22 protein-coding genes are annotated in these 25,463 nt (G+C 65.1%); 12 read left to right on the top strand and 10 right to left on the bottom strand.

Annotated features, from left to right (window positions below; all coding sequences use genetic code 11):
* Positions 1-6: 6 nt before the first annotated feature.
* From HHL27_RS09690 to HHL27_RS09680, 3 genes are all read right to left on the bottom strand, one after another.
* Positions 7-1,203, bottom strand: a complete 1,197-nt coding sequence (locus HHL27_RS09690; RefSeq protein WP_206069488.1) for a glycosyltransferase family 4 protein — start codon at positions 1,201-1,203, stop codon at positions 7-9.
* Between the two features lie 92 nt (positions 1,204-1,295).
* Positions 1,296-1,697 carry a hypothetical protein gene (locus tag HHL27_RS09685; protein WP_169493194.1) on the bottom strand — a complete coding sequence of 134 codons (402 nt, stop codon included), beginning with the start codon at positions 1,695-1,697 and terminating at the stop codon, positions 1,296-1,298.
* Positions 1,698-1,793: 96 nt separating this feature from the next.
* Positions 1,794-2,792, bottom strand: coding sequence for a hypothetical protein (locus HHL27_RS09680; protein WP_169493193.1), 999 nt, complete (start codon positions 2,790-2,792; stop codon positions 1,794-1,796).
* 421 nt (positions 2,793-3,213) lie between these two features.
* Here HHL27_RS09680 and HHL27_RS09675 point away from each other — a divergent pair, with 421 nt between their 5' ends.
* Together HHL27_RS09675 and HHL27_RS09670 are read left to right on the top strand one after the other, a co-directional pair.
* On the top strand, positions 3,214-4,842 hold the full coding sequence (locus HHL27_RS09675; RefSeq protein ID WP_169493192.1) for a DUF262 domain-containing protein: 1,629 nt from the start codon (positions 3,214-3,216) through the stop codon (positions 4,840-4,842).
* Positions 4,835-5,641, top strand: coding sequence for a PIN-like domain-containing protein (locus HHL27_RS09670; RefSeq protein ID WP_169493191.1), 807 nt, complete (start codon positions 4,835-4,837; stop codon positions 5,639-5,641). The genes HHL27_RS09675 and HHL27_RS09670 overlap by 8 nt, the downstream gene beginning before the upstream one ends.
* Before the next feature lie 218 nt (positions 5,642-5,859).
* Here the strand turns inward: HHL27_RS09670 and HHL27_RS09665 are convergent, their stop codons facing one another.
* Complete coding sequence (locus tag HHL27_RS09665; protein WP_169493190.1) at positions 5,860-7,353, bottom strand: M48 family metalloprotease; 1,494 nt, start codon at positions 7,351-7,353, stop codon at positions 5,860-5,862.
* A 231-nt stretch (positions 7,354-7,584) separates the two neighbouring features.
* Between HHL27_RS09665 and HHL27_RS09660 the strand changes: the two genes are divergently transcribed.
* Positions 7,585-8,517: an HWE histidine kinase domain-containing protein gene (locus HHL27_RS09660; protein WP_206069487.1), complete on the top strand. Its 933-nt coding sequence runs from the start codon at positions 7,585-7,587 to the stop codon at positions 8,515-8,517.
* An 85-nt stretch (positions 8,518-8,602) separates the two neighbouring features.
* On the opposite strand, the gene typA is transcribed toward HHL27_RS09660, so the two are convergent.
* The gene (gene typA, locus HHL27_RS09655) at positions 8,603-10,423 is read right to left on the bottom strand and encodes a translational GTPase TypA (protein WP_169493292.1); all 1,821 of its coding nucleotides are present in this window, start codon (positions 10,421-10,423) and stop codon (positions 8,603-8,605) included.
* Positions 10,424-10,741: 318 nt separating this feature from the next.
* Between typA and HHL27_RS09650 the strand changes: the two genes are divergently transcribed.
* Positions 10,742-13,405, top strand: a complete 2,664-nt coding sequence (locus tag HHL27_RS09650; RefSeq protein ID WP_169493188.1) for a TonB-dependent receptor — start codon at positions 10,742-10,744, stop codon at positions 13,403-13,405.
* A 49-nt stretch (positions 13,406-13,454) separates the two neighbouring features.
* On the opposite strand, the gene HHL27_RS09645 is transcribed toward HHL27_RS09650, so the two are convergent.
* Positions 13,455-13,958, bottom strand: a complete 504-nt coding sequence (locus tag HHL27_RS09645; protein WP_169493187.1) for a nucleoside deaminase — start codon at positions 13,956-13,958, stop codon at positions 13,455-13,457.
* Positions 13,959-14,107: 149 nt separating this feature from the next.
* Between HHL27_RS09645 and HHL27_RS09640 the strand changes: the two genes are divergently transcribed.
* From HHL27_RS09640 to HHL27_RS09630, 3 genes are all read left to right on the top strand, one after another.
* Entirely contained in the window at positions 14,108-15,064 is a 957-nt protein-coding gene (locus tag HHL27_RS09640) for an energy transducer TonB (protein WP_169493186.1), read from the top strand.
* An 87-nt stretch (positions 15,065-15,151) separates the two neighbouring features.
* Positions 15,152-15,568: a DUF805 domain-containing protein gene (locus tag HHL27_RS09635; RefSeq protein WP_169493185.1), complete on the top strand. Its 417-nt coding sequence runs from the start codon at positions 15,152-15,154 to the stop codon at positions 15,566-15,568.
* Between the two features lie 34 nt (positions 15,569-15,602).
* Positions 15,603-16,019 (top strand): DUF805 domain-containing protein, encoded by a 417-nt coding sequence (locus HHL27_RS09630; protein ID WP_169493184.1) that lies wholly within the window; start codon positions 15,603-15,605, stop codon positions 16,017-16,019.
* 53 nt (positions 16,020-16,072) lie between these two features.
* Here the strand turns inward: HHL27_RS09630 and HHL27_RS09625 are convergent, their stop codons facing one another.
* Both HHL27_RS09625 and HHL27_RS09620 read right to left on the bottom strand, forming a co-directional pair.
* Positions 16,073-17,971, bottom strand: a complete 1,899-nt coding sequence (locus HHL27_RS09625) for a DUF885 domain-containing protein (RefSeq protein ID WP_169493183.1) — start codon at positions 17,969-17,971, stop codon at positions 16,073-16,075.
* Positions 17,972-18,024: 53 nt separating this feature from the next.
* A complete protein-coding gene (locus HHL27_RS09620; protein WP_338642466.1) occupies positions 18,025-18,456 on the bottom strand; it encodes a DUF3597 domain-containing protein in 432 nt (143 codons plus the stop codon).
* Between the two features lie 97 nt (positions 18,457-18,553).
* Between HHL27_RS09620 and HHL27_RS09615 the strand changes: the two genes are divergently transcribed.
* Positions 18,554-18,754, top strand: coding sequence for a hypothetical protein (locus tag HHL27_RS09615; protein WP_169493182.1), 201 nt, complete (start codon positions 18,554-18,556; stop codon positions 18,752-18,754).
* Positions 18,755-18,908: 154 nt separating this feature from the next.
* On the opposite strand, the gene HHL27_RS09610 is transcribed toward HHL27_RS09615, so the two are convergent.
* The gene (locus HHL27_RS09610; RefSeq protein WP_169493181.1) at positions 18,909-19,565 is read right to left on the bottom strand and encodes an alpha/beta hydrolase; all 657 of its coding nucleotides are present in this window, start codon (positions 19,563-19,565) and stop codon (positions 18,909-18,911) included.
* Between the two features lie 160 nt (positions 19,566-19,725).
* On the opposite strand from HHL27_RS09610, the gene HHL27_RS09605 reads away from it, so the two are divergent.
* The 3 genes from HHL27_RS09605 to HHL27_RS09595 are packed head-to-tail and all read left to right on the top strand — an operon-like array spanning position 19,726 to position 22,118.
* The gene (locus HHL27_RS09605; protein ID WP_240959639.1) at positions 19,726-20,706 is read left to right on the top strand and encodes a cysteine desulfurase family protein; all 981 of its coding nucleotides are present in this window, start codon (positions 19,726-19,728) and stop codon (positions 20,704-20,706) included.
* Positions 20,703-21,782 carry a cysteine desulfurase family protein gene (locus tag HHL27_RS09600; RefSeq protein WP_169493179.1) on the top strand — a complete coding sequence of 360 codons (1,080 nt, stop codon included), beginning with the start codon at positions 20,703-20,705 and terminating at the stop codon, positions 21,780-21,782. Before HHL27_RS09605 ends, HHL27_RS09600 begins: the two co-directional genes overlap by 4 nt.
* 3 nt (positions 21,783-21,785) lie before the next feature.
* The gene (locus HHL27_RS09595; RefSeq protein WP_169493178.1) at positions 21,786-22,118 is read left to right on the top strand and encodes a 2Fe-2S iron-sulfur cluster-binding protein; all 333 of its coding nucleotides are present in this window, start codon (positions 21,786-21,788) and stop codon (positions 22,116-22,118) included.
* A gap of 127 nt (positions 22,119-22,245) precedes the next feature.
* Here HHL27_RS09595 and HHL27_RS09590 read toward each other — a convergent pair whose 3' ends face one another.
* On the bottom strand, positions 22,246-22,836 hold the full coding sequence (locus HHL27_RS09590) for a type 1 glutamine amidotransferase domain-containing protein (RefSeq protein ID WP_169493177.1): 591 nt from the start codon (positions 22,834-22,836) through the stop codon (positions 22,246-22,248).
* 115 nt (positions 22,837-22,951) lie between these two features.
* Between HHL27_RS09590 and parC the strand changes: the two genes are divergently transcribed.
* Positions 22,952-25,237 carry a DNA topoisomerase IV subunit A gene (gene parC / locus HHL27_RS09585; RefSeq protein WP_169493176.1) on the top strand — a complete coding sequence of 762 codons (2,286 nt, stop codon included), beginning with the start codon at positions 22,952-22,954 and terminating at the stop codon, positions 25,235-25,237.
* The last annotated feature ends 226 nt before the right edge of the window (positions 25,238-25,463 follow it).

Raw genomic sequence — 25,463 nt, 5'->3', positions numbered from 1 at the left:
AAGCCTTCAGCCGCCCGCCATCCGCTGCTTCTTCTGCCGGATCAGCCGCAGGTAGGTGTCGGCCACCGCCTGGTTGATGCGGTCCCAGCTGAATTCCAGGCTGCGCGCTTCGCCCGCGGCGCCGTGGGCGGTGCGCAGGTCCGCGTCCTCGACATAGCAGCGCAGCGCCTCGGCGAACTGGCGCACCGCGCCCGGCGTGATCAGCCGGCCCGAGATGTGATCGTCGACCAGGCTCTGGCTGCCGGTGGCGGCGGCGGCGACGACGGGGACACCGCAAGCCATCGCCTCAAGTGTCACGTTGCCGAACGTCTCGGTGATCGAGGGGTTGAACAGCACGTCCATGCTGGCGACCGCCCGACCGAGATCGGCACCGCCCTGGAACCCGGCGAACACCGCGTCGGGCAGGCGCGCGGTGAACCAGTCGCGGGCAGGGCCTTCGCCGATCACCAGCACCTTGTGCGCGATGCCGCGGCGGGAGAGCTGGTCGATCGCGTCGGAAAAGACGTCGAGCCCCTTTTCCATCACCAGCCGGCCGAGGAAGCCGATCACAACGTCATCGTCGGCAAGCCCCAAGCTGCGCCGCCAGGAAAGATCGCGGCGGCGGGGGTTGAACACGTCGCGATCGACGCCGCGCGACCAGATGTCGATATCGTAGTTCATGCGCTGATCGCGCAGCACCTGGGCGAAGCTTTCCGACGGGGCGACCAGCGCATCGCAGCGGCGGTAGAACCGGCGGAGCAGGGCGGTGAGGGCGGGTTCGAGCCAGGCCATGTTGTAATAGCGCGGGTAGGTATCGAACCGGGTGTGCACCGAGGCAAGGATCGGCAGGCCGCGGCGGCGGGCCCAGCTGACGGCGCGGTGCGCGGCAATGTCGGGCGAGGAAACGTGGACGACCTGCGGCGCGAAGGCGGCGAGATCGCGGCGGACGCGGGGCGAGAGCGCGCTGGGCAGGCGGTATTCGGCGCGGCCGGGAATGGCGAACGAGGGCACCGAGACGAGATCGCCGGTGGGCTCGAACGCCGGATTGGCGACCGTGGGGGCATAGACCCGGACCTGCGCGCCCTGGCGCAAAAGGTAGCCGACCAGCCGGTTGAGCGCGCGGTTGGCGCCATCGACGGTGACGTTGTAGTTGCCGCTGAACAGCGCGACGCGCAGGCCGCTGAGGGGCGCCACCGACGTGTTGGATTCTGGGATCGGGTCCATCGCGCGTGCCATAGACCCGCTTGTGCAACTTGGCGAGAGGGCGGCGGCAGGCGCTTTCCCGCCGCCGCCCTTCTTCAACGTTCCGTCAGGCCTTACCAGCCGCGACGGTGATCGCGCCAGCCGTCCCGGTCGCGATCATGGCCCCAGCCGCCGCGATAGTGATCATAGCGGCGATAGCGGTCGTAATCGCGATAGCGATCATAGCCGCGATAGGCCGGATAGGCGTTGTAGTTGTAGTTGTAATAGTACCCGCCGCCGCGATAGGCGCGGGGGTAGTAGTACCCATCGCGGTAATAGTACCCATCGCGATCGCGGTGGTCCGAAGCGATGGCCGCGCCCACGGCGAGGCCGATGATGCCCGCGCCGATGGCGATCGCGGCATCATCGCCGCCGCCGCCGTGGCGGTAGTAATCACGCGCCTGCGCCGGAGCGGCTGCGGTGAGCGCCGAGGCAGCGAGGCCGAGCGCAAGGGCGCCCTTCTTCACAAGGTTCATAACGTCTCTCCGTGGCGCCGGCGATGCCTGCGGGCAAAGGCGCGCAGGGGCCGGAGCGAACTGGACACACTATGACACGCAGCGCTGAACCCCGGCTTAAATGTTTGTTAATAGGCGAGGGCGCCGATCACGCTTCGTCGCAGGCGAGGGGCGGTAGGGCGCTGCGCCAGCCAACCCTCGCGAAGGGTGCGACGGGCGCCCAAGTTGACGAAGTTGACAGTGTTCATGCGACTTGAATTCGAGCGGGGGGAAGGCGGTTTTGTGCCCGGTTTCCTGGGCCTCCAGGGGCTCGGGGGAGAGCGGCCTGGGTGCCTGGAGGAGGGCGATCCCAGCCTTCGCTGGGATGACGGTTACTTCTGCATCAACATCATCATCATCGTCATCCGGCGCTTCGAGCACCGCGTCGAGGCGGGCGAGGCGGTCGGCGCGGTCTTCGTGCCATAGGGCGCTGGCTTCTTCGCGGGCGGCGTGCGTCGCCTCTTCAAAGGCGATGTCGACGATGTCGCGCTCCTCCAGCGCATCGGGATCGTGGGCGGGATCGGACAGGATGCGCTGGACCACGGCTTCGTCGAGATCCTCGACATGGCCGGGGAAGTCCTCGTTCACCGCGCTCGCGGCCTGGTCCATCGCCTCATCGCGAGTGGGGAAAGGCTTTTCCGGATCGAGATCGCCATCGAGCAGCGCGGCAAGGTAATCGTCGAAGCGCCCCGCCAGCTGGTGCGCGGCGGGATTGGCGGCGCGGGCATCGAGCCGGGCGAGCCAGGCCAGCTGGAGCCGCGCATCGAAGCGGATGCGTTCGCCCACGACCTCACCCCGATACCAGATCTGTTCGCGATAGCCTTCGGTTGCGTGGGCGGCGAGCACCTGTTCGGCCTGTTCCAGCCCCAGCACCATCGCCGCATCCCACCCGGCGGCAAACGACGCATCGCGCCGCCGCGCCATGTAGGCCGCCTGCGGCGACACCCCGACCTGCGCGCAGGCCTTGCGCACATGGCCGTGCCCGGCCAGCTCCGACAGGAAGCGCACGCGGCGCGCAAGGGTGAAGCTGCGGCAGGAAGCGGAAGGCGCGGAAGCGGCGGCGTTCGTCTGGTCCATGAGGCGAGTCCCACAAGAACAAAAAGGGGCCGAGGACTACCGCAGGTGGGGGTGTGTAGGAAATGGGGGGCGACCAGACGTAGTAATGCAAAATTTCTTTCGTTAAAGTCAGCTCCAAAAATTTGCAGTCAACTAACTACTGCGAAGCCAGCTTTTCGGTAATCGCCCCAAGCGCCGTTGCTGAGTGCTGCACGAAACAAGATAATCACCCGACGAGATAAAACATCAATCGGAGTTGAAGTGAAATTTGTTGGGTTAAAGCATTAATTGATATAATAAAATCTGATTGCGGCTTGCCTCAAATATTCAAGAGTAGCGTATATTTAATGCAGATCAACTTTCATACGAGACCCCGGTTGATCATTCAAGGTGAGCGTGCGATGCTCCCGTCAAGGCCTATCCGCCGTTAGAGGATTTTGCATTGGATATCCCGTTAAATGCGTCGGCAAATAGCGCGGGCGCGATTTTTTCGAATAACGTCTTTGAAATACCGCGTTTTCAGCGTGAGTACTCATGGGGAAGCGATGAGGTTAATGATTTCTGGACCGACCTGCAAAGCAGCTTGGACGCTGAGTCGTACTTTCTTGGGCTGATCATTTTAACGAGCCCGCACGCCGATGCTGCGGCAGGTCGCAAGCAAGTTGTTGACGGTCAACAGCGGATAATTACCCTCAGCCTCCTTGCAAATGCGATCTACCACGAGGCGATGCGCAGCGATCGCAAGGCGTTGGCTGACCGGATCCAAGCCAGTTTTCTCCGGTCCATTGATTTCCACACCGATGAGCAAGTGTCGCGAGTCAAATTGGCTGACGAGGCGGATAACGCAACTTTTCAGGCCATTCTTGCAACCGGTAATCGTCCCCAGGGCGACCTAGCACCCGATTCAGTGTCTGCGAGGATGGCTGCTTCGAACGATCTGCTGGTCAAACATCTTAGAGAAGATCTCAAATCTGATCCTTTTAAACGCCTTGGAAAATGGACTGACCTTCTAACAAATAGGTTGTATTTTGCTGTTTTTGTCCATCCAAGTTCTGACGCTGCTTATCAAGTATATGAAGTAGTCAACACTCGTGGGCGTGATCTCACTACTGCCGATCTCCTTAAAAATTACGTTCTTAGCCAATCAGGTGCGAATCAAGCTTATCGTTACGAACAGTGGCAGTCTATTGCGAAACAATTCTCAACTGACGGGGCCAACAATTTTGTTCAATATATTCGGCATGTGGTAACGGTTAAGAGTGGTTACATATTGCCGAAAGATCTGTATGGATTTCTCGCAAATCGAAAGAAAATGGGGGATCGTCAGCCGCCTCGACCGAATGAGTTAATGGGGATCCTCGAGCAGTATCTTCCGCTGTATCAGCAGATGATCGATCCAACCTCTGCGGGGCCAGCAGACGCAGAAGCGCTTGGCGTCTTCTCCGCGTTGAACAGCCTGAGCGTTTTGACTGTTAGGCCAATCCTATTGGCTTGTTCAGAGGTCGAGGGAGCGCAGCGAGGGATGGAATGGATCCTAAAGCTCGTGGTTCGCCGCATCGTTGTAGGCAACCTTGGTACAGGGAATGTCGAGCGACGGTTCGGCGAAGCAGCCAAGGCGATTCATGATGCGAAGAAGTGGGAGGTAATGATTGATCTGCTTCGGGATTTAAATCCGACTCAAGAGGATTTTGTTAGTCAACTAAGAAAGCGGTCGCTTAACAAGCAGGTACTGACATTTCTCCGCCGTTCAGTCATCCAACAATCTATTACCCCGAACCCCCATGGTTTCCTTCATTTCATTTGGGTGAAGTCTCCGCCTTTTGGCGGCATGGGAGAGGATGAAGGCGCGTACTGGGCGTCTACGCTCGGTAACACGATCATATCAAGCGTTGAGAAGAGGCCCCGAGCTGTACTCGACTGGGGAACTTTTAAAGACACAATGCTTGCCACCGCGGCCGATGGCGAATGGAGCAATCAATTGAATCATGTGGTAGAGTGGGATGCGCAAGCGGTTGAACGTGTGGGCGCCGACTTGGCTGCGGAAGCTGGTCGGATTTGGTATGATGCCTGATGCGCTAGCCGTCCGAGGGGGATGTATAGACCAAGTTTGCGCGTTGTTGGATCGAAAGGTCGATATCAGTGCGTTATCCTCGCTTTCGGGAGCACTCAAATTCGAGCCACCTAACTGTGATCTCGCCCAGACTGTTATCGCCTTCGACGCAAACGTTGTGTTGCGTTTGAGCAAACACACAAAATGTGATGATATTGTCGACTATCTTCGGGCTGAATTTCCTGGCCACCTCGTTCTTCCCGGGCAAGTGATTCAAGAATTTTGGAACAATCAATTTCTAGCGATCGATTCGATATCATCATCTGTGCAAAAAAAATTTAAAGAATTAAGCGAAGCCATCGGGAGTTTTGATGAGAGATTTGCGGATTATTCGATCCGATTCCAGTCATTGATGGATGAATTTAACGAAAATTACGGATACGTTTTTGACGAACAAACGGCGCGCAAAACGAAGCTTTTTGTGGACCTTTTGCTAGAAAAAGCGCGAGTTCCATTCGTGCCGAGAACGTTAATTGCCGCATCGGCGGAGGTGCGCAAGAAGTCCAAAACTCCCCCGGGTTTCAAGGACGGGGGGGACGGCGACTTCTTCGTGTGGGCAGATCTTTTACTCGCGCTCGCGGAACTGAAGAGCGAAGATGTCAGATACGAAAGAGTCACGCTAGTGACGCTCGACAAAAAAATTGATTGGAGCCGAGGTGGAATCCCGCACCCTATCCTGTCAGCTGAGATACACGCGATTTGCGGCGCGAAATTCGAAACAGTAACTGTCGATACCTTGGCAAGGCGACTCTTAGATTAATTGGCGCGCGTGCAGGTGTCTGCCCTCGTTGTCTGAGGCGTCGGGTTGGGAGTGTCGTTCGCGGTGGGGGTGTGGTGGCGTTGTGGCGCTGCCCCTCCGCGGCGCGCTTTGCGGGGCCGGCGCGTTGCCGCGCCGGGCTCGGCGGGCGGACTGCCCCCGGCAGTCCGCTATCTCCGCCTCCGCCCCCTTCCCCCGGTGGGGGAGGTTTTCACGCTGGCTCAGTAGGTGACGAGTTTGACCTTGGTGCCGGTGGGGAGGCGGGTGGTTTCGGTCAGGCCGTTGAGGACGAGGAAGCGTTGCAGCGGCGCGTCGGTGTATGCCATGCGGGCGGCGAGGGTGCGGACGGTGTCGCCGGCCTTGACGGTGACGATGCGCAGGCGGCGGGGGCGGATCTGGCTCGCTTCGGTCGTGGAGATGCGGCGCAGCGAGCGGTACATCGGATCGAAGGCGCCGCCGCGTCCGGCAGGGGCGATGGTGACGAAGTGGTAGGCCTGTCCTTGCGCGAAGGCATAGGCGAAGACGGTGACGTCGACCGGGCCGTCGCTGGTGGTGACGCGGGCCTGGCCATAGGCGGCGGGGATGCCGTTGACGGTGGTGCGCTCGATCTGGGTGGGGGCGAGCTGGGCTTGCGAGCTGAGCTTGCCGAAGACGGCGCGCACGTACGTATCGAGATCGCCCGAGAAGGGGGCCGAGGTGAACTGGCCTTGCCCGTTCTTGCCGCCGATGGACACGGCCTGCGTGCCGTTGGCGAGGAACGACCCGGCGGGCGCGGTGAAGGTCAGCTTCATTTCGGGGTGGGTGAAGGTGCGGCCTTCGACCATGCCCTGGCGCGGATCGTCGCCGTACATCAGGCCGTCGATGCGGGTGAGGTAGGCGTCGCGGTTGGTGATGCCGCGCGCCTGGCCTGCTAGCGCGAGGGCAGTGCGGACGCGGGCGGCGGGCTCGGGGTGGGTGGAGGCCCAGGTGGGGGTGCTGTCGCTGGTGCCCTGGAGCTGCGCATCGAGCGCGTTCTGCGCGGCGAGGCGCTGGAGGATGGCGCCGAGCGCGGTGGGATCGTAGCCGGCGCGCTTGAGGTAGGTGACGGCGAGCTGGTCGGCCTCGCTTTCCTGCGCGCGGGAGAACTTGAGCGTGAGCAGCTGCGAGCCGCTGGAGAACAGCTGCTGGCCCAGCTGGCCCAGGCCCGTGTTGCCCAGCACCACGCCGCTGAGGATCGAGCCGATCGCGCCGATGATCGAGTTGCGCTGTGCCGCGCTCTGCCGCTTGGCCGAATGGCGCGCGGCGACGTGGCCGACTTCGTGGCCGAGCACGGCGGCCAGCTCCGCCTCGTTGTTGGCGAGCGCGGCGAGCTGGCGGGTGAGGTAGATGTAGCCGCCGGGGTTGGCGAAGGCGTTCTCTACGGGTGAGTTGAGCACGGTGACGGTGAAGTCGGTCTTCGCGCTGCCGAGGCCGGACTGGACGGCGATGTTCTTGCCGATGGATTCGATATAGGGGACCTGCGGGCCGGAATAGGGGCCGCCGTATTCGGCCAGCAGCTGGCGGTGGGCCTTGGCGCCTTCCTGCCGGTCTGCCGCGGTAATGGGCAGGGCTGTGGGATTCTGGGTCTGGGTGGTGGCGCGCGGCTGGTATTGCGGCTGGGCCTGTGCGGCGGCGGGCGTCGCGGCGAGGAGAAGGCCGGAAAGCGCGGCGGTGGCGAGCCGGGTGGTGATGGTCATGGCAGGTGGTCCCCTGTTGGTTTGCCCGAATACGCTTCCTTGTCCTATCCGGTTCCAGAACGCATTATGAATGCGCGCACGGACGTGTGTTCCTGCGGGAACCGATCGGGCAGAGACGCGTTGAAGTGACGCCGGTACCCTGCGTCCTGGGCACAGCTTGAGCGCCAAGCCATTGCCAGCTGTCAGCAAGTGGCGGAAAATCGTGGGGGGTTCGTGCAGGCTTCAATCCAGTTGCGCGACATTTTCGAGGCGCTGGGCGATGGCGTGTTCGTCGCCAATGCGCAGGGGCGCTATCTCGAGGTCAACCCGGCGGGCTGCCGGATGCTGGGCTATACGCTGGAGGAATTTCGCACGCTGACGCTGGTCGACGTGGTCGATCCCGGGGAACTGGCGCGGCTCGACGCGGTGGTGACCGAAATGGCGGACATGCAAATCCATCGCAGCGAATGGCTGTTCCGGCGCAAGGACGGATCGACCTTCGTGGGCGAACTGGTCGGCGGGCAATTGCCGGACGGCCGGCTGCAGAGCATCGTGCGGGACGTGACCGAGCGGCGTGAGCGCGAGGAGTTCGAGCGCACGCTGCGACGCGAGGCGGCGCATCGCACCAAGAACGTGCTGGCGGTCGTGCAGGCGATCCTGAAGCAGAGCCAGCGATCGAGGCCGGACGACTTCGTGGGGGGCTTCGAAGAACGGATGCGGGGCCTTGTCCTGTCGCATGACCTGTTCGTGCGAGGGGAGTGGGCGCAGGTCGACCTGGTCGATCTGGTGACGGCGCAGATGCAGCCGTTCGGCGGCGCGGCGGGCACGCAGATCGCGATCCAGGGGCCGTCCGTGTCGATGGGACCGGCGGCGGCGCAGGCGCTGGGTCTGGCGCTGCACGAGCTGGGGACGAACGCGGTGAAATACGGCGCGCTGTCGGTCGACACGGGGCGGGTGGACATCGCCTGGCGCATCGAGGACGGTGCAAAGGGCCCGGAATTGCGCATGACATGGCGCGAGATCGGCGGCCCGCAGGTGACGGCGCCCGAACGGACCGGGTTCGGTTCGGCGCTGATCGGCAAGCTGACACAGCGATCGTTGCGCGGCGAGACGTGCATGTCGTTCGCGCCGACGGGGGTGCAATGGTCGCTGACGTGCGAACTGGCCCACCTGGTTGACGCGTAGGAGCGGCGTGGACGGCGCGCGCTGAACGGGCGCGGGGCAGGGGATACGAAAAAGGGCGGCCCGTTGGGACCGCCCTTTCGCTGTTTCAGGCCGCTTCCTTCTTCCGCGAGGCCTTCTTGCGCTCGTTCGGATCGAGGATCGCCTTGCGCAGGCGGATCGACTTGGGCGTGACTTCGACCATTTCATCATCGTCGATGTAGGCGATGGCCTGTTCGAGCGTCATGATCTTGGGCGGGGTCAGGCGGATGGCATCGTCCTTGCCGCTGGAACGGAAGTTCGTCAGCTGCTTGGACTTCATCGGGTTGACTTCGAGGTCTTCGGGCTTGGCGTTTTCGCCGATGATCATGCCTTCATACAGCGGGGTGCCGACGCCAACGAAGAGGATGCCGCGCTCTTCGAGGGGGCCGAGGGCATAGGCGACGGCTTCGCCGGTGCCGTTCGAGATCAGCACGCCGTTCTTGCGGCCTTCGATCTTGCCCTTGTGGGGGCCGTACTTTTCAAACAGGCGGTTCATGATGCCGGTGCCGCGCGTGTCCGACAGGAATTCGCCGTGGTAGCCGATGAGGCCGCGCGAGGGAGCCGAGAAGGTGATGCGGGTCTTGCCGCCGCCCGAGGGGCGCATGTCGGTCAGCTCTGCCTTGCGGATGGCCATCTTGTCGACGACGGTACCCGAGTGTTCGTCGTCCACGTCGATCATGACGGTTTCGTACGGTTCGAGCAGGTTGCCGTCTTCGTCCTTCTGGAACAGCACGCGCGGGCGGCTGATGCCGAGTTCGAAGCCTTCGCGGCGCATCGTTTCGATCAGCACGCCGAGCTGGAGTTCGCCACGGCCGGCGACTTCGAAGCTGTCCTTGTCGGCGCTTTCGGTGATGCGGATAGCGACGTTGGATTCGGCTTCGCGCTCCAGACGATCACGGATCATGCGGCTGGTGACCTTGCTGCCTTCGCGGCCGGCCATCGGCGAATCGTTCACCGCAAAGCGCATCGACAGGGTCGGCGGGTCGATCGGCTGGGCCTTGATCGGCACGGTGACTTCCGGCGCGGCGATGGTGTTCGACACGGTGGCGATGGTCATCCCGGCGATCGAGATGATGTCGCCTGCGCGGGCTTCATCGACCGGCACGCGGTCGAGGCCGCGGAAGGTCATGATCTTCGACGCACGGCCGGTTTCGATGATCTTGCCATCCATGTCGAGCGCGCGGATCGGATCGTTGACGCGGATCACGCCCGACTGGACGCGGCCGGTGAGCACACGGCCAAGGAAGTTGTCGCGATCGAGCAGCGTGGCCAGGAAGCTGAACGGTGCGTCGGCATCGAGACTGGGCGGGGGCACGTGATCGACGATCAGCTGGAACATCGGTTCGAGCGTGCCTTCGCGGCGATCGGGATCGGTGCTGGCATAGCCGTTGCGGCCCGAAGCGTAGAGCACCGGGAATTCGAGCTGTTCGTCGTTGGCATCGAGCGTGACGAAGAGGTCGAACACTTCGTCGAGCACTTCCTGGATGCGTTCGTCGGGACGGTCGACCTTGTTGACCACCACGATCGGACGCAGGCCGAGCGCGAGCGCCTTGCCGGTGACGAACTTGGTCTGCGGCATCGCGCCTTCCGAGCTGTCGACCAGCAGGATCACGCCGTCGACCATGCTGAGGATGCGCTCCACTTCACCACCGAAGTCGGCGTGGCCGGGGGTGTCGACGATGTTGATGCGGATGCCGTTCCATTCGATCGACGTCGGCTTCGCAAGGATGGTGATCCCGCGTTCCTTTTCGAGGTCGTTCGAATCCATCGCGCGCTCTTCAACGCGCTGGTTGTCGCGGAACGTGCCGGACTGACGGAAGAGCTGGTCGACCAGCGTGGTCTTGCCATGGTCGACGTGGGCGATGATCGCGATATTGCGCAGGGGCAACGACATGGTGTGCTTTCGGTTGAGAATCGGGTCAGTGCCCCAAGCGCAAGGCAAAGCCTGGAATGCGGGGCGATACGGGCGCGCGCCTACACGTAATTGTGCGCTGCGGCAAGGCTGGAGCGGCAGGGCGGTGTCCCGATCTGTGCCTTTGTGGCAACTAGGGCCAGACCGCCGAGATCGCTCCGTCGCAGTGCGGATTGTTTCGCCCCATGGCTGCGGCTAGGGCGAAGGTTCGTGGCGGTTGGCGCGTTCAGGCCGGAAAGGCCGAACGCTGGTGCCTCCCCACGTGCATACAAAGAACAGGGGAAGCATACCGTAATGACCGCCGTTTCGATTGCGCCGCGCGCGCTGCTGCTTGCTGGCGCCGCCTTCGCGTTGCCGGGCATCGCCTTTGCGCAAGATGCCACGACCGCCGCGCCAGGAACCGATCAGGTTGAGGAAATGGCGCAGCCGGCGACCGAGGAAGCCCAGCCCGCCCGGGATGCGGCGGCGGGCGACAGCGACCAGATCATCGTGACCGCCACCAAGCGCGAGCAGACGCTGCAGAACGTGCCGATCGCGGTCAGCGTGACCAGCGGCAAGACCATCGAGCAGGCGCAGATCCGCGACATCAAGGACCTTTCGAGCCTGGTGCCGTCGCTGCAGGTGCGCCAGCTGCAATCGAGCGCGAATACCAACTTCTTCATCCGCGGCTTCGGCAACGGCGCCAACAACCCCGGCATCGAACCTTCGGTCGGCGTGTTCATCGATGGCGTGTACCGTTCGCGTTCGTCCGCGCAGATCGGCGACTTCCCCGACGTGTCGCGCATCGAAGTGCTGCGCGGCCCGCAATCGACGCTGTTCGGCAAGAACGCCAGCGCGGGCGTCGTCTCGATCGTGACGGCCAAACCGAGTTTCACCTTCGGCGGCAGCGGCGAGCTGAGCTATGGCAACTATAATGCCGTGGTGGCCAAGGGCGTGGTGACCGGCCCGATCAGCGACAAGGTCGCGGTGAGCCTGGCGGGCGGGTACAACCGCCGCGATGGCTATGTGAAGGATCTGGGCACCGATACCGACATCAACGACCGCAACCGCTGGTTCGTGCGCGGGCAGATCTATGCCGAGCCGACCACGGGCCTGCGCGTGCGCGTGATCGGCGATTATTCGCGGATCAACGAGCTGTGCTGCGCGACGGTCAACCTGCGCCGTTCGAGCGCGACGGGCGCGATCGCGCTGCTGGGCGGGCAGGTGAACGATCCCAGCGCGATCTATGACGACAAGGTCTATTCCAGCTACAAGCCCACCAACGACATCCGCAACTATGGCGTGTCGGGCCAGGTCGACTATGACTTCGGGCCGCTGACGTTCACGTCGATCACCTCGTACCGCAAGGGCAAGAACAAATCGGACACCGATGCCGACTTCACCAGCGCGGACCTGATCGGCACGTTCGCCAACGACACGAAGATCGACACCTTCACGCAGGAACTGCGCGTTGCCACCAACATCGAAGGGCCGCTGAACTTCCTGGCGGGCGCGTACTACTTCAACGAGAAGATCGACCAGGCCAACGCGCTGAAGTGGGGTGCGGACGCGCGCGGCTATGCCGACGTGCTGGTGCGCGGGATCAGCAGCAACGCGATCACGCTCAATGGGCTGGAGACGCTGTTCAGCGGGCTTTCGGGCCGGAACTACATCGGCCGGTTCTTCGCCGACGGGCAGGGGCTGGACGAACGCTATCGCCTGAAGAACGATGCGATTTCGCTGTTCGGGCAGGCCGATTTCAAGATCGGTGACCGCGTGACGCTGACCGGCGGGGTGAACTACACCCGCGACAAGAAGCGCTTTTCGACCGACGTGCAGACCAGCGACGTGTTCGCGCAGCTGAACATCGCCTCGCTGCGCACCGCCGCGGCGAACTTTGGCATCGCGCAGTACATCGGCCAGACCTTCTTCGGCGTGCCGCTGGCTTCGGCGGCGCAGGTGCAGGGCTTTGCCGCCGCCAACCCGGCGGCCTTCGCGCAGATCAACACCGCCGCGCAGCGCACCACCGCGCCGCTGCTGGGGCTGACCAAGCTGCAGTACCTGCCCGCGTTCCTGAACGTGCCCAACGCGGTGGAGCCGGGCAAGACGCGCGACAGCAAGGTGAGCTGGACGGCGCGCGTCGCCTTCGACGTGACCGACGAGATCAACCTCTACGCAAGCTATGCCACCGGCTTCAAGGCCAGCTCGATCAACCTGTCGCGCGACAGCCGGCCGAGCGGGGCCGACCAGAACGCGATCGAGAGCGCCGGCATCCAGGTGGTGAACCAGACCTATGGTTCGCGCTTTGCGGGGCCGGAATATTCGAAGGTCTATGAAATCGGGCTGAAGGCGGACTGGAAGGTCGCCACCGCGAACATCGCGCTGTTCCAGCAATCGATCGAAGGCTTCCAGTCGAACGTGTTCACCGGCAGCGGCTTCGTGCTGGCGAACGCGGGCAAGGAAACGGTCAAGGGCATCGAGTTCGAAGGCACGGTGAAGCCGGCGCAGGGGTGGCTGTTCTCGGTATCGTTCACCTATCTCGACGCGCGCTACGACAGCTTCAAGCTTTCGGCGGTGGGCGATCTTTCGGGCACGGACCCGGCGGGCATCCCGTCGCTTTCGACCACGTTCGCGGCGCAGAAGGACTTCGCGCTGCCGGGCGGCGACCACCTGATCGTGCGGGGCGACTATCACTACGAAAGCCCGTCGCAGATCGTGGAAGGCATGCCTGCGTTCCTCGATCTGGGCGTTGCCGCCGCCATCAACGCCGCGCGCCCCTATCGCCGCGAAGTGAGCGAGGCCAACGCCTCGATCACCTATGCCATGGCGATGGGGCTGGAACTGACGCTGTGGGGCCGCAACATCACCAACAACCGTTACCTGCTGAACGCGTTCGACAGTCCGGCGCAGCCCTACTCGATCAGCGGCTACACCAACCAGCCGCGCACCTGGGGCGGCACGGTGCGGTACCGGTTCTGATCGATCGCTTCCTACGTCACCCCGGCCGTGCGCGGGGGTGACGTGGGGGTCAGATATTTCCCTGCTGCTCTTCCGGCACGTCGTCGTCGGGGCCATAGTAGAGCCTGGCGCATTCGGCGGCGAGGCAGCCGCCGGCGATCTCGATATCGTCGCGATAGGCATCCGCGATGAAATCGAGCGTGTTGATGTGGCGGTCCTCGAAATACATGCGGTGCACGTCGCCACGCCCGGCGCCGTAGACGACGCGGCCGACCTTGGACCAGATCGAGGCCATCGTGCACATGCCGCACGGTTGCAGCGTGGAATAGAGCGTCGCGCCGCGCAGCTCCATGTCGCCGATCCCTTCGCAGGCGCGGCGAATCGCCATCATCTCGGCGTGCGCGGTGGCATCGGGCAGTTCCTGCGTCTGGTTGCGTTCGGCCCCCAGCACCGCGCCATCGCGCACGATCACGCAGCCGAGCGGCGAAGTCGACGGGTCCGAACCCTTCGACCGGGCGATGTCGATCGCCATGCGCATCCACTTTTCGTCTTCGGCGGTGATCTTCGATGGCATCTGCGGGCCTCCTGTTGCGCATCGCATAACGCGCGAAAGGCGGTTCGGGTGCGGCTGTCCGCTGGGGCAGGGGGAACCGTCTTGGCAACGACGGCGGCTTTGCTAGGTCATGGCCTATGCATTCCCCGATCCGCACCTGGGTAACTTCGATGGCGGCGATGGCCGCGACGCTGCTGACGACGGCAAGTCCGGCGCTGGCCGGGGCGCCGCCCGCGCCTGTGCCTGCCACGACCGACTGGAGCCTGAGCGCCGAGCCCGAGCGGTGCGTGCTGTCGCGCGATTTCGGTGCCGGCAAGACATTCGTGCGCCTGCGCCTGACGTCGTACGGCGCGGGCGAGTGGTTCGAAGTGGACGCTTTTGGCAATATGCATGGCGTAAGCGTCGCCTCCTTTCGCTTTCTGCCCGATGGCAAGCCGACGCCGCGGATCGCTGCGGCTTGGGGGAGCACGCCGTACAACCGCCGGTCGTTGGGGGGATGGATGATCGGCGGGTCGGACCTGCTGGGCCGGGTGGCGGACATGAACGAGGTCTTGCCCCTCGTCACTGCGGTACAGGCCGAGGCGCAGCACGCCCTGGCCATCGACATCGGGACAAAGCGGTTCGTCCTCGACACGGGGCCAATGGCGGCTCCGCTCGAGCAGTTGCGCGCATGCAGGGCGGACATGGTGCGCGGCTGGGGCCTCGATCCCGAAGTGCAATCGCGGCTGAAATCGCGGCCGCAACCGGTGAACGATCGGACGCGGTGGTTTACCACGGCCGATTTTCCGTCGTTTGGCGCCAGCGGCATTCAGAGCGGGCAGGTGTTCTTCCGCCTGATGGTCGACGAACAGGGGCAGGCGACATCGTGCCACGTGCAGAACGAAGCCGCTGAAGAGCGCCTCGGCCAGCTCACCTGCAAGCTCGCGCTGCGGCGGGCGAAGTTGCAGCCGGCGATCGGCGCGGACGGTGCAGCGGTGGCGAGCACCTACGCCGGCGTCGTGACCTGGGGCGGCGTGGTGCTGCGCGTTTCAGGCGGGGAGGCGGCGCCGGTCGGCGGAGAATCCGCGACGGTGGTGACGGCACCGGTATGGGACCGGCCGCCGCTCGAGCCGATCAAGCGCCCCTGAACCGCGAACCGCTTGCGCAACGCGGCGTTTGGTGGCTCAATCGGACGGCTGGCCTTGCGCGGGATGCGGGCCAAGGGGGGCAGACTTATGGAATGGATGCTGATGCCGTACCGTCGCTATGCCGATTTTTCGGGGCGTTCGCGGCGCAAGGAATACTGGATGTTCGTGCTGTTCACGTTCATCGTCGCGATTGTCTGCGGCGGTCTGATGATCGCAGGCGGACTGCAGAACGAAGTGGACGGCAGCGGCCAGCCGGGCGGGCTGTTCTGGCTTGGCGTCGGGCTGCTGGCGGTGTGGGGCATCGGCAGCTTCATCCCATCGATCGCGGTGCAGGTGCGGCGCTTCCACGACCAGAACCGGTCAGGCTGGATGGTGCTGCTGGGCTTCGTGCCCTATGTCGGCGGGATCATCGTGCTGGTGTTCATGTGCCTTGAAGGCACGCGCGGGGCGAACCGTTTTGGTCCGGACCCGAAGGACCCCGGCGGCGTTTCGATCTTTTCGTGAAGCCCGTGGCCCTGGCCTGCAAGGACGATCTGACATGAACTGGATGCTGCTGCCCTATCGCCGCTATGCCGAGTTTTCCGGTCGGTCGCGGCGGCGCGAGTACTGGATGTTCGCGCTGTTCTACTTCCTGGTGCTGGTGGCGCTGAACGCGGCGTTCGGCACCAACGAGGTGCAGCGCGGGGCGGGCACCTTCGTCTATGGTTCGCGGCTGGTAGGCGCGGGCAACTGGGTGGGCGGGCTGTTCTGGCTGGCCTCGCTGATCCCCAGCCTTGCCGTGTCGGTGCGGCGGCTGCACGACCAGGACCGCACGGGCTGGCTGCTGCTGCTGATGTTCATCCCGTTCCTGGGATGGTTCGCGCTGTTGGTGCTGATGTGCCTTGAAGGCACGCGCGGGCCCAACCGCTTCGGTCCGGACCCGAAGAACCCGGTGCCTTCGGACGTGTTCGCCTGAAGGGCGGGCGAGGGTGGGCGCAAGCGCCCACCCTGCCTTGAACCGCGCGGCCTTCAGGCCCTGGTCGTGCGGATGTATTCGGTGATGTTGTCGGCCAGTACATCGAGCGGCACGTTGCCGCCGCCGACCACCGCATCGTCGAAGCTGCGCAAATCGTAAGCCTTGCCCAGTTCGGCCTGTGCCCGCGTGCGCTGGCGCAGGATTTCGGTGTGGCCGATCTTGTAGCCGCAGGCCTGGCCCGGCCAGCTGCAGTAGCGATCGACTTCGGGGGCCACTTCGGCCACGCTGGAGCCGTTGGTTTCGGCGAACCACTTCACCGCCTGTTCGCGGGTCCAGCGCTTGGCGTGCAGGCCGGTATCGACGACCAGGCGGCAGGCGCGGAACGCGATGGATTGCAGGTAGCCGAGCTGTCCGACCGGATCGCCATCATAGGCGCCGAGTTCATCGCCCAGCGTTTCCGAATAGAGCGCCCAGCCTTCGGAATAGGCGTTGAAGGCCAGCATCGAGCGGATCAGCGGCAGGGTCTGCGCATATTCGCCCTGCCACACGTGGCCGGGGATCGCTTCGTGGTGGACGAGCGTGGGCAGGCTGAACTTGTTGTGCAGCTTGGTGGTCCCGAGGTTGATCCACATGCGCCCCGGAATCTTGCCGTCGATCGAGCCGGGACCGCCATAGGCGCCGGGTGCGCCGGGTTCCTCCTCGGGCGGCAGGCGGCGCACTTCGACGTTGCCGCGCGTCAGCTTGCCGAAGGCGCGCGGCATCTGCGCGCGGATGTAATCGAGCCGCTTCTGGATGAAGGCCATGATCTGCGCGCGGCCTTCGTCGTTGTCGGGGAAGGCGAAGCGCGGATCATCGCCCAGCGCGGTCATGCGCTGGCCGACCGACCCTTGCGTATAGCCCAGCGATCGCAGGATCGGGTCCATGCGCGCGTGGAGCGCCTTCAATTCATCGAGGCCGATCTGGTGGATCTGTTCGGGCGAAAGCGTGGTTGTCGTGCTGGCCTTGAGCGCCCAGGCATAGAAGGCATCGCCGCCGGGACGCGCCCACATGCCGGCGTCGGACTTGGCAAGGGCGCGCTGGCGAGTGAGTTCGGCGACCTGGCGGCCGAGCGCCGCGACCACGGGGCCGGTGGCGAGCGTGCGGGCGCGGGCCTCCCAATCGCCGGGGATGCCCTTGGCCTTGGTGCGGCGGGCGATGGATTCGACCAGGCCGCCGCCGCTCTGCGCCCCGGCGAGCGAGGCCTTGAGCTGGACCATTGCCTTGTCGATGAGGAAATCGGGCGCAATCACACCCTGCGCGGCGGTGGCTTTCAGGCGCTCCGTCTCACCATCGAGCACGCCGGGGTAGGCGGCAAGACGAGCGAGGTAGGCTTCGGCATCGGCGGCGGTGTCAATCGGATGGTCGCTATCGAGGAAGCGCGGAATGTCGAGATAGGCGCCGACGTTCTGGATCACGACGTAGGGCGTGTTGCGATAGCCGCCCACCGCGACATCGCCATAGGGGAGCGCGAAGCCTTCGAGCGCGGTCTTGTAGGCGCTGCGGATCACGGCGAAGCTGGTGCGGGTGGAATGATCGAGCGCGGAGGCGTCAAACGCTTCGACGCGGGCAAGATCGGCGCGGACTTGCGCGGCGATGGCGCGCTGGCCGGCGGCGGAGCGGTCGGTGAGGCGGCTGCGCAAGTCGGCATGCGCGCCGGTATCGACGCCAAGGCTGGTCGCGCCTTCGGGCGAGAGCGCGAGCATGTTCCACGCGACCGCGTCAAGCAGCGCCTTGGCGCCTTCCGCCGTGGCGGGCGGGGGCGGGGCGCTGGCGATGCCGGCGGCGGTCGGCGCGCAGGCATTGAGGGCGAGGGCGGAGCTGCCAGCGGCGAGGGAGCCGAGGGCCTGGCGGCGGGAGAGGGTGTGGCCTGATGAGGGCAGCGGGGCGAGCGCGTTCGTTTCGGGTGCAACCATGGCGCGCACCCTGTCCGGGCGCGCGCCACCTGTCAAATGGGCTGTCGGCTGGCTCAGTCGGTCATGCTGGCGGGAACCTTGCCGCCGTTTTCGGCAAGCTTGCGCATCGTCGCCTTGTGCAGCCAGATATTCATTTCGGCAGAGCCATCGAGCGCGCCGGTATAGCCGAGTTCGCGGGCGAGTTCCTTGCGGTTGTCGAGGCTCGAATCGATCCCGACGAGCTTCATCAGATCGACGATCGAGCTTTGCCAGTTGAGGTTCTTGCCCTGCGCCAGCTGAGCGAGCTGGGCTTCGACATCGACATCCTGGAGCACCGGGGCGGCGGTGGCGGGCGGCACGGCCGGGGCGGGGGCAGCCTGCGGCGCGGCGCCGGCGGCCGAGGGGACGGGCGCGGCTTGCGCCGGGGCATCGTGATGCTGGCCGGTCTGGGTGGGGCGGGTGCCCTTGAACGAGATGGCGTCCATGATCTTGGAGAAAATGCTCACGGCGATAAGGCTCCTGTGGTTTTGCAGGAGCAACCGGCAGGGAGCGGGAGCGGTTCCGGCCTTGCGCCGCAGCCTTTAGCCGGACTAACGCGAAACGATGCTCGACACCGCTCTATCGCTGCTGATGCTCGCCTCGATCGCCCTGCTGGTGGGCGCTGCGTTCCTGTGGCGGCGCGGCGAGCGGCAGCGGCCGGTGCTGATGCTGGTGCTGGCCGCGATCATGCTGGGGAACCTGGTGATCTGGACCCTGCCGACGCGCCAGGGCGGTACGCTGGTGCAGGCAGCGGCGGGCAAATAGTTGTCACCGTCATGCCAGCGCAGGCTGGCATCGCTTCCGGTTGGCGGAGCGGTTCCGCAAGGACGCCAGCGATCCCAGCCTTCGCTGGGATGACGGTGAGGGCGTGGGCGTGGCGGGGGCAGCCGCGCAGTTGGCGCGCGGCTGCCCGCGCCTGTCACTTGATCGGGCAGTCCGGCGAGAGGCGCATGTCGAGGTAGTTGTCGACCGCGCGCATCATGTCGTCCATCTCGTTTTCGAAGAAGTGGTTCGCGCGCGGCACTTCGTCGTGGTGGATGGTGATGTGCTTCTGCGTGCGCAGCTTGTCGACCAGCTTCTGCACCGCGTTGGGCGTGACGACCGTATCGGCCGAACCCTGCACGATGATGCCGCTTGCCGGGCACGGCGCGAGGAAGCTGAAGTCGTACATGTTGGCGGGCGGGGCAACGGAGATGAAGCCGCGGATCTCCGGGCGGCGCATCAGCAGCTGCATGCCGATCAGCGCGCCGAACGAATAGCCGGCGATCCACGTGGTGCTGGCTTCGGGATGGATCGACTGCACCCAGTCGAGCGCGGCGGCGGCATCGGACAGTTCGCCGATGCCGTTGTCGAAGCTGCCCTGGCTGCGGCCGACGCCGCGGAAGTTGAAGCGCAGCGTGGCAAAGCCGCGCGCCACGAACGTCTTGTAGAGCGCCTGGGTGATGCGATCGTTCATCGTCCCGCCCGCCTGCGGGTGCGGGTGGAGGATCATCGCAACCGGTGCGCGCGGACGCGAAGCGGGCTGGAAACGGCCTTCGAGACGGCCTTCGGGACCGGGGAAGATGACGGCTGGCATCGTGTGTCCTGGTGAACCTTGCTGGGAAGCCACGCCGGCGAGGATGCGCCGGGGCTTGGGAAATGAAGCAAGCGCTATATAGAAACGAGCGCTCCAAAAGCAATGTTTCCGGGATCAGCCATTGTCTCCGATTTATCTGGACCACGCCGCGACCACGCCGATGCTGCCGCAAGCGCAGGCGGCGATGGCCGAAGGCTTCAGGATCTGGGCCAATCCATCGAGCCCGCACAAGGCCGGCCGCGCGGCGCGCGCGGCGCTGGAAGAAGCACGCGGGCGGGTGAAGGCGCTGCTCGGCTGGAGTGGCGAAGTGGTGTTCACCAGCGGCGCAAGTGAAGCGCTGGGGGTCGCGATATCGCGTTCAATCAAGCCCTTGGTGGCGGTATCTCAAGTCGAGCATGAAGCCGTGCTGCGGCTGGCGGGCGATGCGGTGCGGCTGCCGGTCGATGCGGGCGGGATCCTTGCCGCTGCGCCCGAAGCGGGCGGGCTGGTCGCGGTGCAGCAGGTCAACAACGAGACCGGGGTGATCCAGCCGCTGGACGCGCTGGCGGCCAGCGTGCGCGAAGGCGGCGGCTGGCTGCTGGCCGATTGCGCGCAGGGCGCAGGCAAGATCGCGCTGCCCCAAGCGGACCTGATCGCGCTGTCGGCGCACAAGTTCGGCGGGCCGATCGGGGTCGGCGCGCTGCTGGTCAGGGACTGGGCGATGCTGAAGCCCACCGGCGGGCAGGAGCGCGGCTATCGCCCCGGCACCGAGAACCTGCCCGGCGTGCTGGCGATGGTCGCCGCGCTGGAAGCGGGCAGCGGCTGGATGGAACAGGCCGCGACCTTGCGCAAATCGCTGGAAGATCAGCTGGTTGCGAGCGGATGTGAAGTGATTGCCGCAGGATCGCCGCGCCTGCCGACGATCGGCGCCTATCGCATGCCGGGGCGGTCCGCCAATGCGCAGCTGATCCGCTTCGACGGCATGGGCTTTGCGGTTTCGGCGGGGAGCGCGTGCTCTTCGGGATCGCTCAAGGCGAGCCACGTGCTGACCGCGATGGGCGTGGAGGGGGCGGGCGAAGTGATCCGCGTGTCGATCGGGCGCGAAACGACCGCAGCCGAGATCGACGCCTTCGTGGCGGCATGGCGGGAGATCGCGGCATGATCTACCTCGATTACCAGGCGACGACGCCGCTGGCGCCCGAAGCGCGCGAGGCGATGCTGCCCTGGCTGGGCGGGCCGGAGGGCGCAGGCTTTGCCAACCCGCACAGTTCACATCGCGCCGGGCGTGGGGCGGCGGCGGCGGTGGAAGTGGCGCGCGAACAGGTCGCCGCGCTGTTGCCGCCGGGCGGGCGGGTGATCTTCACCTCGGGCGCGACCGAGGCGATCAACCTCGCGATCGTCGGATCAGGGCGCGAACGGCTGGCCGTCTCCGCGATCGAGCATGCGGCGGTGCTCGATACCGCGCGCTTCGTCGATCCCGGTGTGGCGCTGCTGCCAGTGAATGCGGGCGGACTGGTGGCGGCGGACGTGGCCATTCCCGAAGGCACCGGCCTTGTCGCGGTGATGCAGGTCAACAACGAAATCGGCACGATCCAGCCGGTAGAGGCGCTGGCGGCGCGGGCGCGGGCAATGGGCGCGCTGTTCCTGTGCGATGCGGTGCAGGGCGCGGGCAAGATCGCCGCGCCGGAGGGCGCCGACCTGATCGCGGTTTCGGCGCACAAGATGTACGGCCCCAAGGGCATCGGCGCGCTGTGGGTGCGCGATGGGGTGGATCTGGCACCGCTGGTCCACGGCGGCGGGCAGGAGGGAGGCCTTAGATCGGGTACGCTGTCTCCGGCGCTGTGCGCAGGGTTCGGCGCGGCGGCGGCCCTGTGCAAAACATGGTGGGAAAGCGATGGACAACATGTCGAAAGGCTGTGGACCAAAGCGCGCGCGCTGTTCGCCGACTGGACGCTGAACGGCAGCGAGGAGCAGCGCTGGCACGGCAACCTGAACATCCGGCGCGCGGGGCTGGACGTGGCGCGACTGTTGTCCGAATGCCGCAGCGTGGCGATTTCGGCAGGTTCGGCCTGCGCCAGCGGCTCTGGCAGGCCAAGCCATGTCTTGCGCGCCATCGGCTTGTCGGACAAGGATGCGCGCAACGCGATCCGGCTGGGGTTCGGACGATATACGGGGGAAGAGGAGCTGGAACGGGCCGCCGTGGCGATAAACGCCGCGGTGCGGGCGCAAGGAGTCTAGCCGATGGTACGAGTGACGTTCGTGAACGCGGAAGGCGCACGCATCGAGACGACGGGCGAGGCCGGCCAGCGCCTGCTCGAGGTCGGCCAGAACGCCGGTCTGCCGCTGGAAGGCACCTGCGAGGGGCAGATGGCGTGCTCCACCTGCCACGTGATCGTGGCGCCCGATTGGTTCGACCGTCTGAAGCCCGCGGTGGAGGACGAGGAAGACATGCTCGACCTGGCCGCCGGGGTCACCCGCACCAGCCGCCTTGCCTGCCAGATTGCACTGACGGCCGAGCTTGACGGGCTGGAAGTGCGCGTGCCCGAAGAGGCGCACGACATGCAGCGGGGCTGATCGGCAAGAGCACGGCTGCGCGTGCCGCGTATGTCCGGCATTGCTGCCGGCGATCCCAGACTTTGCCGGGACGATGGTTCTTGAGGGTATAGCCCCTCCCGCATGGCAGGAGGGGATTGGAACGGACTTAGAGTTCTTCGACTTCGTCGTCTTCTTCCTCGTCTTCGTCGTCGAGCTCTTCCTCTTCTTCTTCCTGCGCTTCGAGCGCGTCGATCAGCGCCTGGGCGAAGGCGGGGATGTCGTCGGGCTTGCGGCTGGTGATGAGGTTGTCGTCGATGGCGACTTCCTCGTCGACCACGTCGGCACCGGCGTTTTCAAGATCGGTGCGGATCGAGGGCCAGCCGGTGACGGTGCGACCGTCGATGATGTCGGCTTCCACCAGCAGCCAGGGGCCGTGGCAGATCGCCGCGATCGGCTTGCCGAGATCGTCGAATTCCTCGACCAGCGCGACGGCGCGTTCGTCCATGCGCAGGATATCGGGGTTCATCTGCCCGCCCGGCAGCATGAGCGCGTCGAAATCCTCGGCCGAAACGTCGTCGAGATCGGCGTCGACGGGAACGCTCTGGCCCCAGTCGCCGTGGTTCCAGCCCTTGATTTCGCCGACCTTGGGGCTGGCGACGACCGTCTTGTAGCCTGCTGCTTCGAGCAGCTTCTTGGGTTCGATAAGTTCCGACTGCTCGAAGCCGTCGGTGGCGATGATGAGCACGCGCTTGGCCATCTTGTTGAAACTCCGTGGGGAAAGGGAGGGGGGGATTCGCCCCGCCATAATGAGCAGAGGGGTGGACAGTTCCTCAGTTCCCCACGGACCAACTCGTTGCTAAGACGTTCCGTCTATGGCCAGCACCACGTCAGAGCCCGATCCCTTCGACGCCATCGTCGATGCGCCGTTCGATTCCGCGCTTTCCGAGCGCTACCTCGTCTACGCCCTTTCGACGATCACGGCGCGGTCGCTGCCCGACCTGCGCGACGGGCTGAAGCCGGTGCACCGCCGCCTGCTGTGGGCGATGCGGCAATTGAAGCTCAACCCCACCGACGCGTTCAAGAAATCGGCGCGCGTGGTGGGCGACGTGATCGGCAAGTACCACCCGCACGGCGATGCCTCGGTCTACGATGCGATGGTGCGCCTCGCCCAGGACTGGTCGCTGCGCTACCCGCTGGTCGAGGGCCAAGGCAACTTCGGCAACGTCGACGGCGATAACGCCGCCGCCTACCGCTACACCGAGGCGCGGCTGACGCGCACCGCGATGCAGCTGATGGCGGGGCTCGACGAAGGCACCGTCAATTTCGTTCCGACCTACAACGGCGAGGACGAGGAGCCGGAAATCTTTCCGGGGCTGTTCCCCAACCTGCTCGCCAACGGGGCCAGCGGGATCGCGGTGGGCATGGCGACCAACATTCCCAGCCACAACGTGGCCGAGATCGTCGATGCGACGCTGCTGCTGATCGACAATCCCGCCGTCGAACATGCCCAGCTGATGCAGGTGTTCCATGGGCCGGACCTGCCGACCGGCGGCGTGGTGGTGGACAGCCCGGCGGTGATCTCCGCCGCCTATGAAACCGGGCGCGGCGCGATCCGGGTGCGCGGACGGTTCTCCACCGGAAAGGGAGAAGGCGGCAGCTGGGAAGAGACGGGGATCGAAAAGCTGGGCAGCGGGCAATGGCAGCTCGTGGTCAGCGAAATCCCCTACATGGTGCAGAAGAGCAAGCTGATCGAACAGATCGCCGCGCTGATCGCCGACAAGAAGCTGCCGATCCTGGAAGACGTGCGCGATGAATCGGACGAACAGATCCGCATCGTGCTGGTGCCCAAGAGCCGCAACGTCGATCCCGAGCTGCTCAAGGAATCGCTCTATCGCCTGACCGATCTGGAAACGCGGTTCGGCCTCAACCTCAACGTGCTCGACGCGCACCGCACGCCCGGCGTGCTGGGGCTGAAGCTGCTGCTGCAGGAATGGGTGATCAGCCAGATCGACATCCTGCTGCGCCGGTCGCGCCACCGGCTGGAGAAGATCGCCGCGCGGCTGGAGCTGCTTGAAGGCTACATCATCGCCTTCCTCAACCTCGACCGGATCATCGAGATCATCCGCACTGAGGACGAGCCCAAGCCGGTGATGATGGCCGAGTTCGGCCTGACCGACCGGCAGGCCGAGGCGATCCTCAACATGCGGCTGCGGTCTTTGCGCAAGCTCGAGGAAATGGAGCTGCGCAAGGAGCGCGACGAACTGCTGGCCGAGCAGGCCGACTTGCAGGCCCTGCTCGACGATCCGAAGCTTCAGAAGCGGCGGCTCAAGGCCGACTTGCGCGCGCTGCGCAAGGAATACGGGCCGGAGACCGCGCTCGGCCGCCGTCGCACCACGATTGCCGAGGCCGCGCCGACGCGCGAGTTCAACATGGACGCGATGATCGAGAAGGAGCCGGTGACGGTGATCCTGTCCGCCAAGGGCTGGATCCGCGCGGCCAAGGGTCATGTGCCGCTCGACAGCGACTTCAAGTTCAAGGAAGGCGATGGCCCGGCCTTCGCGCTCCATGCGCAGACCACCGACAAGCTGCTGGTGGCAGCGGACAACGGGCGGTTCTACACGCTGGGCGCCGACAAGCTGCCCGGCGCGCGCGGCTTTGGCGAACCGATCCGCACGATGGTCGACATCGATCCCGAAGCGCACATCGTCGCCATTCTGCCGTGGAAGGCCAAGGGCCAGCTGCTGCTCGCCAGCAACACAGGCCGTGGCTTCACGGCGGAAATGGACGAACTGCTCGCCGAAACGCGAAAGGGGCGCGGCGTGGTTTCGACCAAGCCGGGGGTGAAGCTGACCCACGTGCGCGAAATCGCGCCCGAGCACGACCACGTCGCGGTGATCGGCGACAACCGCAAGCTGGTGATCTTCGCACTGTCCGAAGTGCCGATCCTCGGCAAGGGGCAGGGGGTGACGCTGCAGCGCTACAAGGACGGGGGGATGGCCGACCTCGTCACGCTGAAGTTCGAGGATGGCCTTACCTGGACGATGGGCGGCGAAAGCGGGCGCGTGCGGGTGGAAAAGGACCTGCTGCCGTGGAAGGTGGCGCGCGGTGCGGCCGGGCGGTTGCCGCCCAATGGTTTTCCAAGGGACAACAAGTTTTGACTTCTGTCTTGCGTAGTGCCCGGAAGAAGAGGGCTGCCCTTCGACAGGCTCAGGGCCGGCGGGTTGGGGGACCGTTCCTTTTCCCCCGCATGTCCTGAACCTGTCGAAGGACCGTTCTTGTTCTTGAGCCTTGCGCCTTGCCGGGAAGAGTAAGGGCGGCCCTTCGACAAGCTCAGGGCAGCGGGGTTCGGAGGTTTGGCCCATTCGCCGCGTATTCCGAGCCTGT

The organism is Novosphingobium olei (assembly GCF_012927405.1).
In the GTDB taxonomy this organism is placed as follows: Bacteria; Pseudomonadota; Alphaproteobacteria; order Sphingomonadales; family Sphingomonadaceae; genus Novosphingobium; species Novosphingobium olei.
This window is presented reverse-complemented; position numbering and strand designations above follow the sequence as displayed.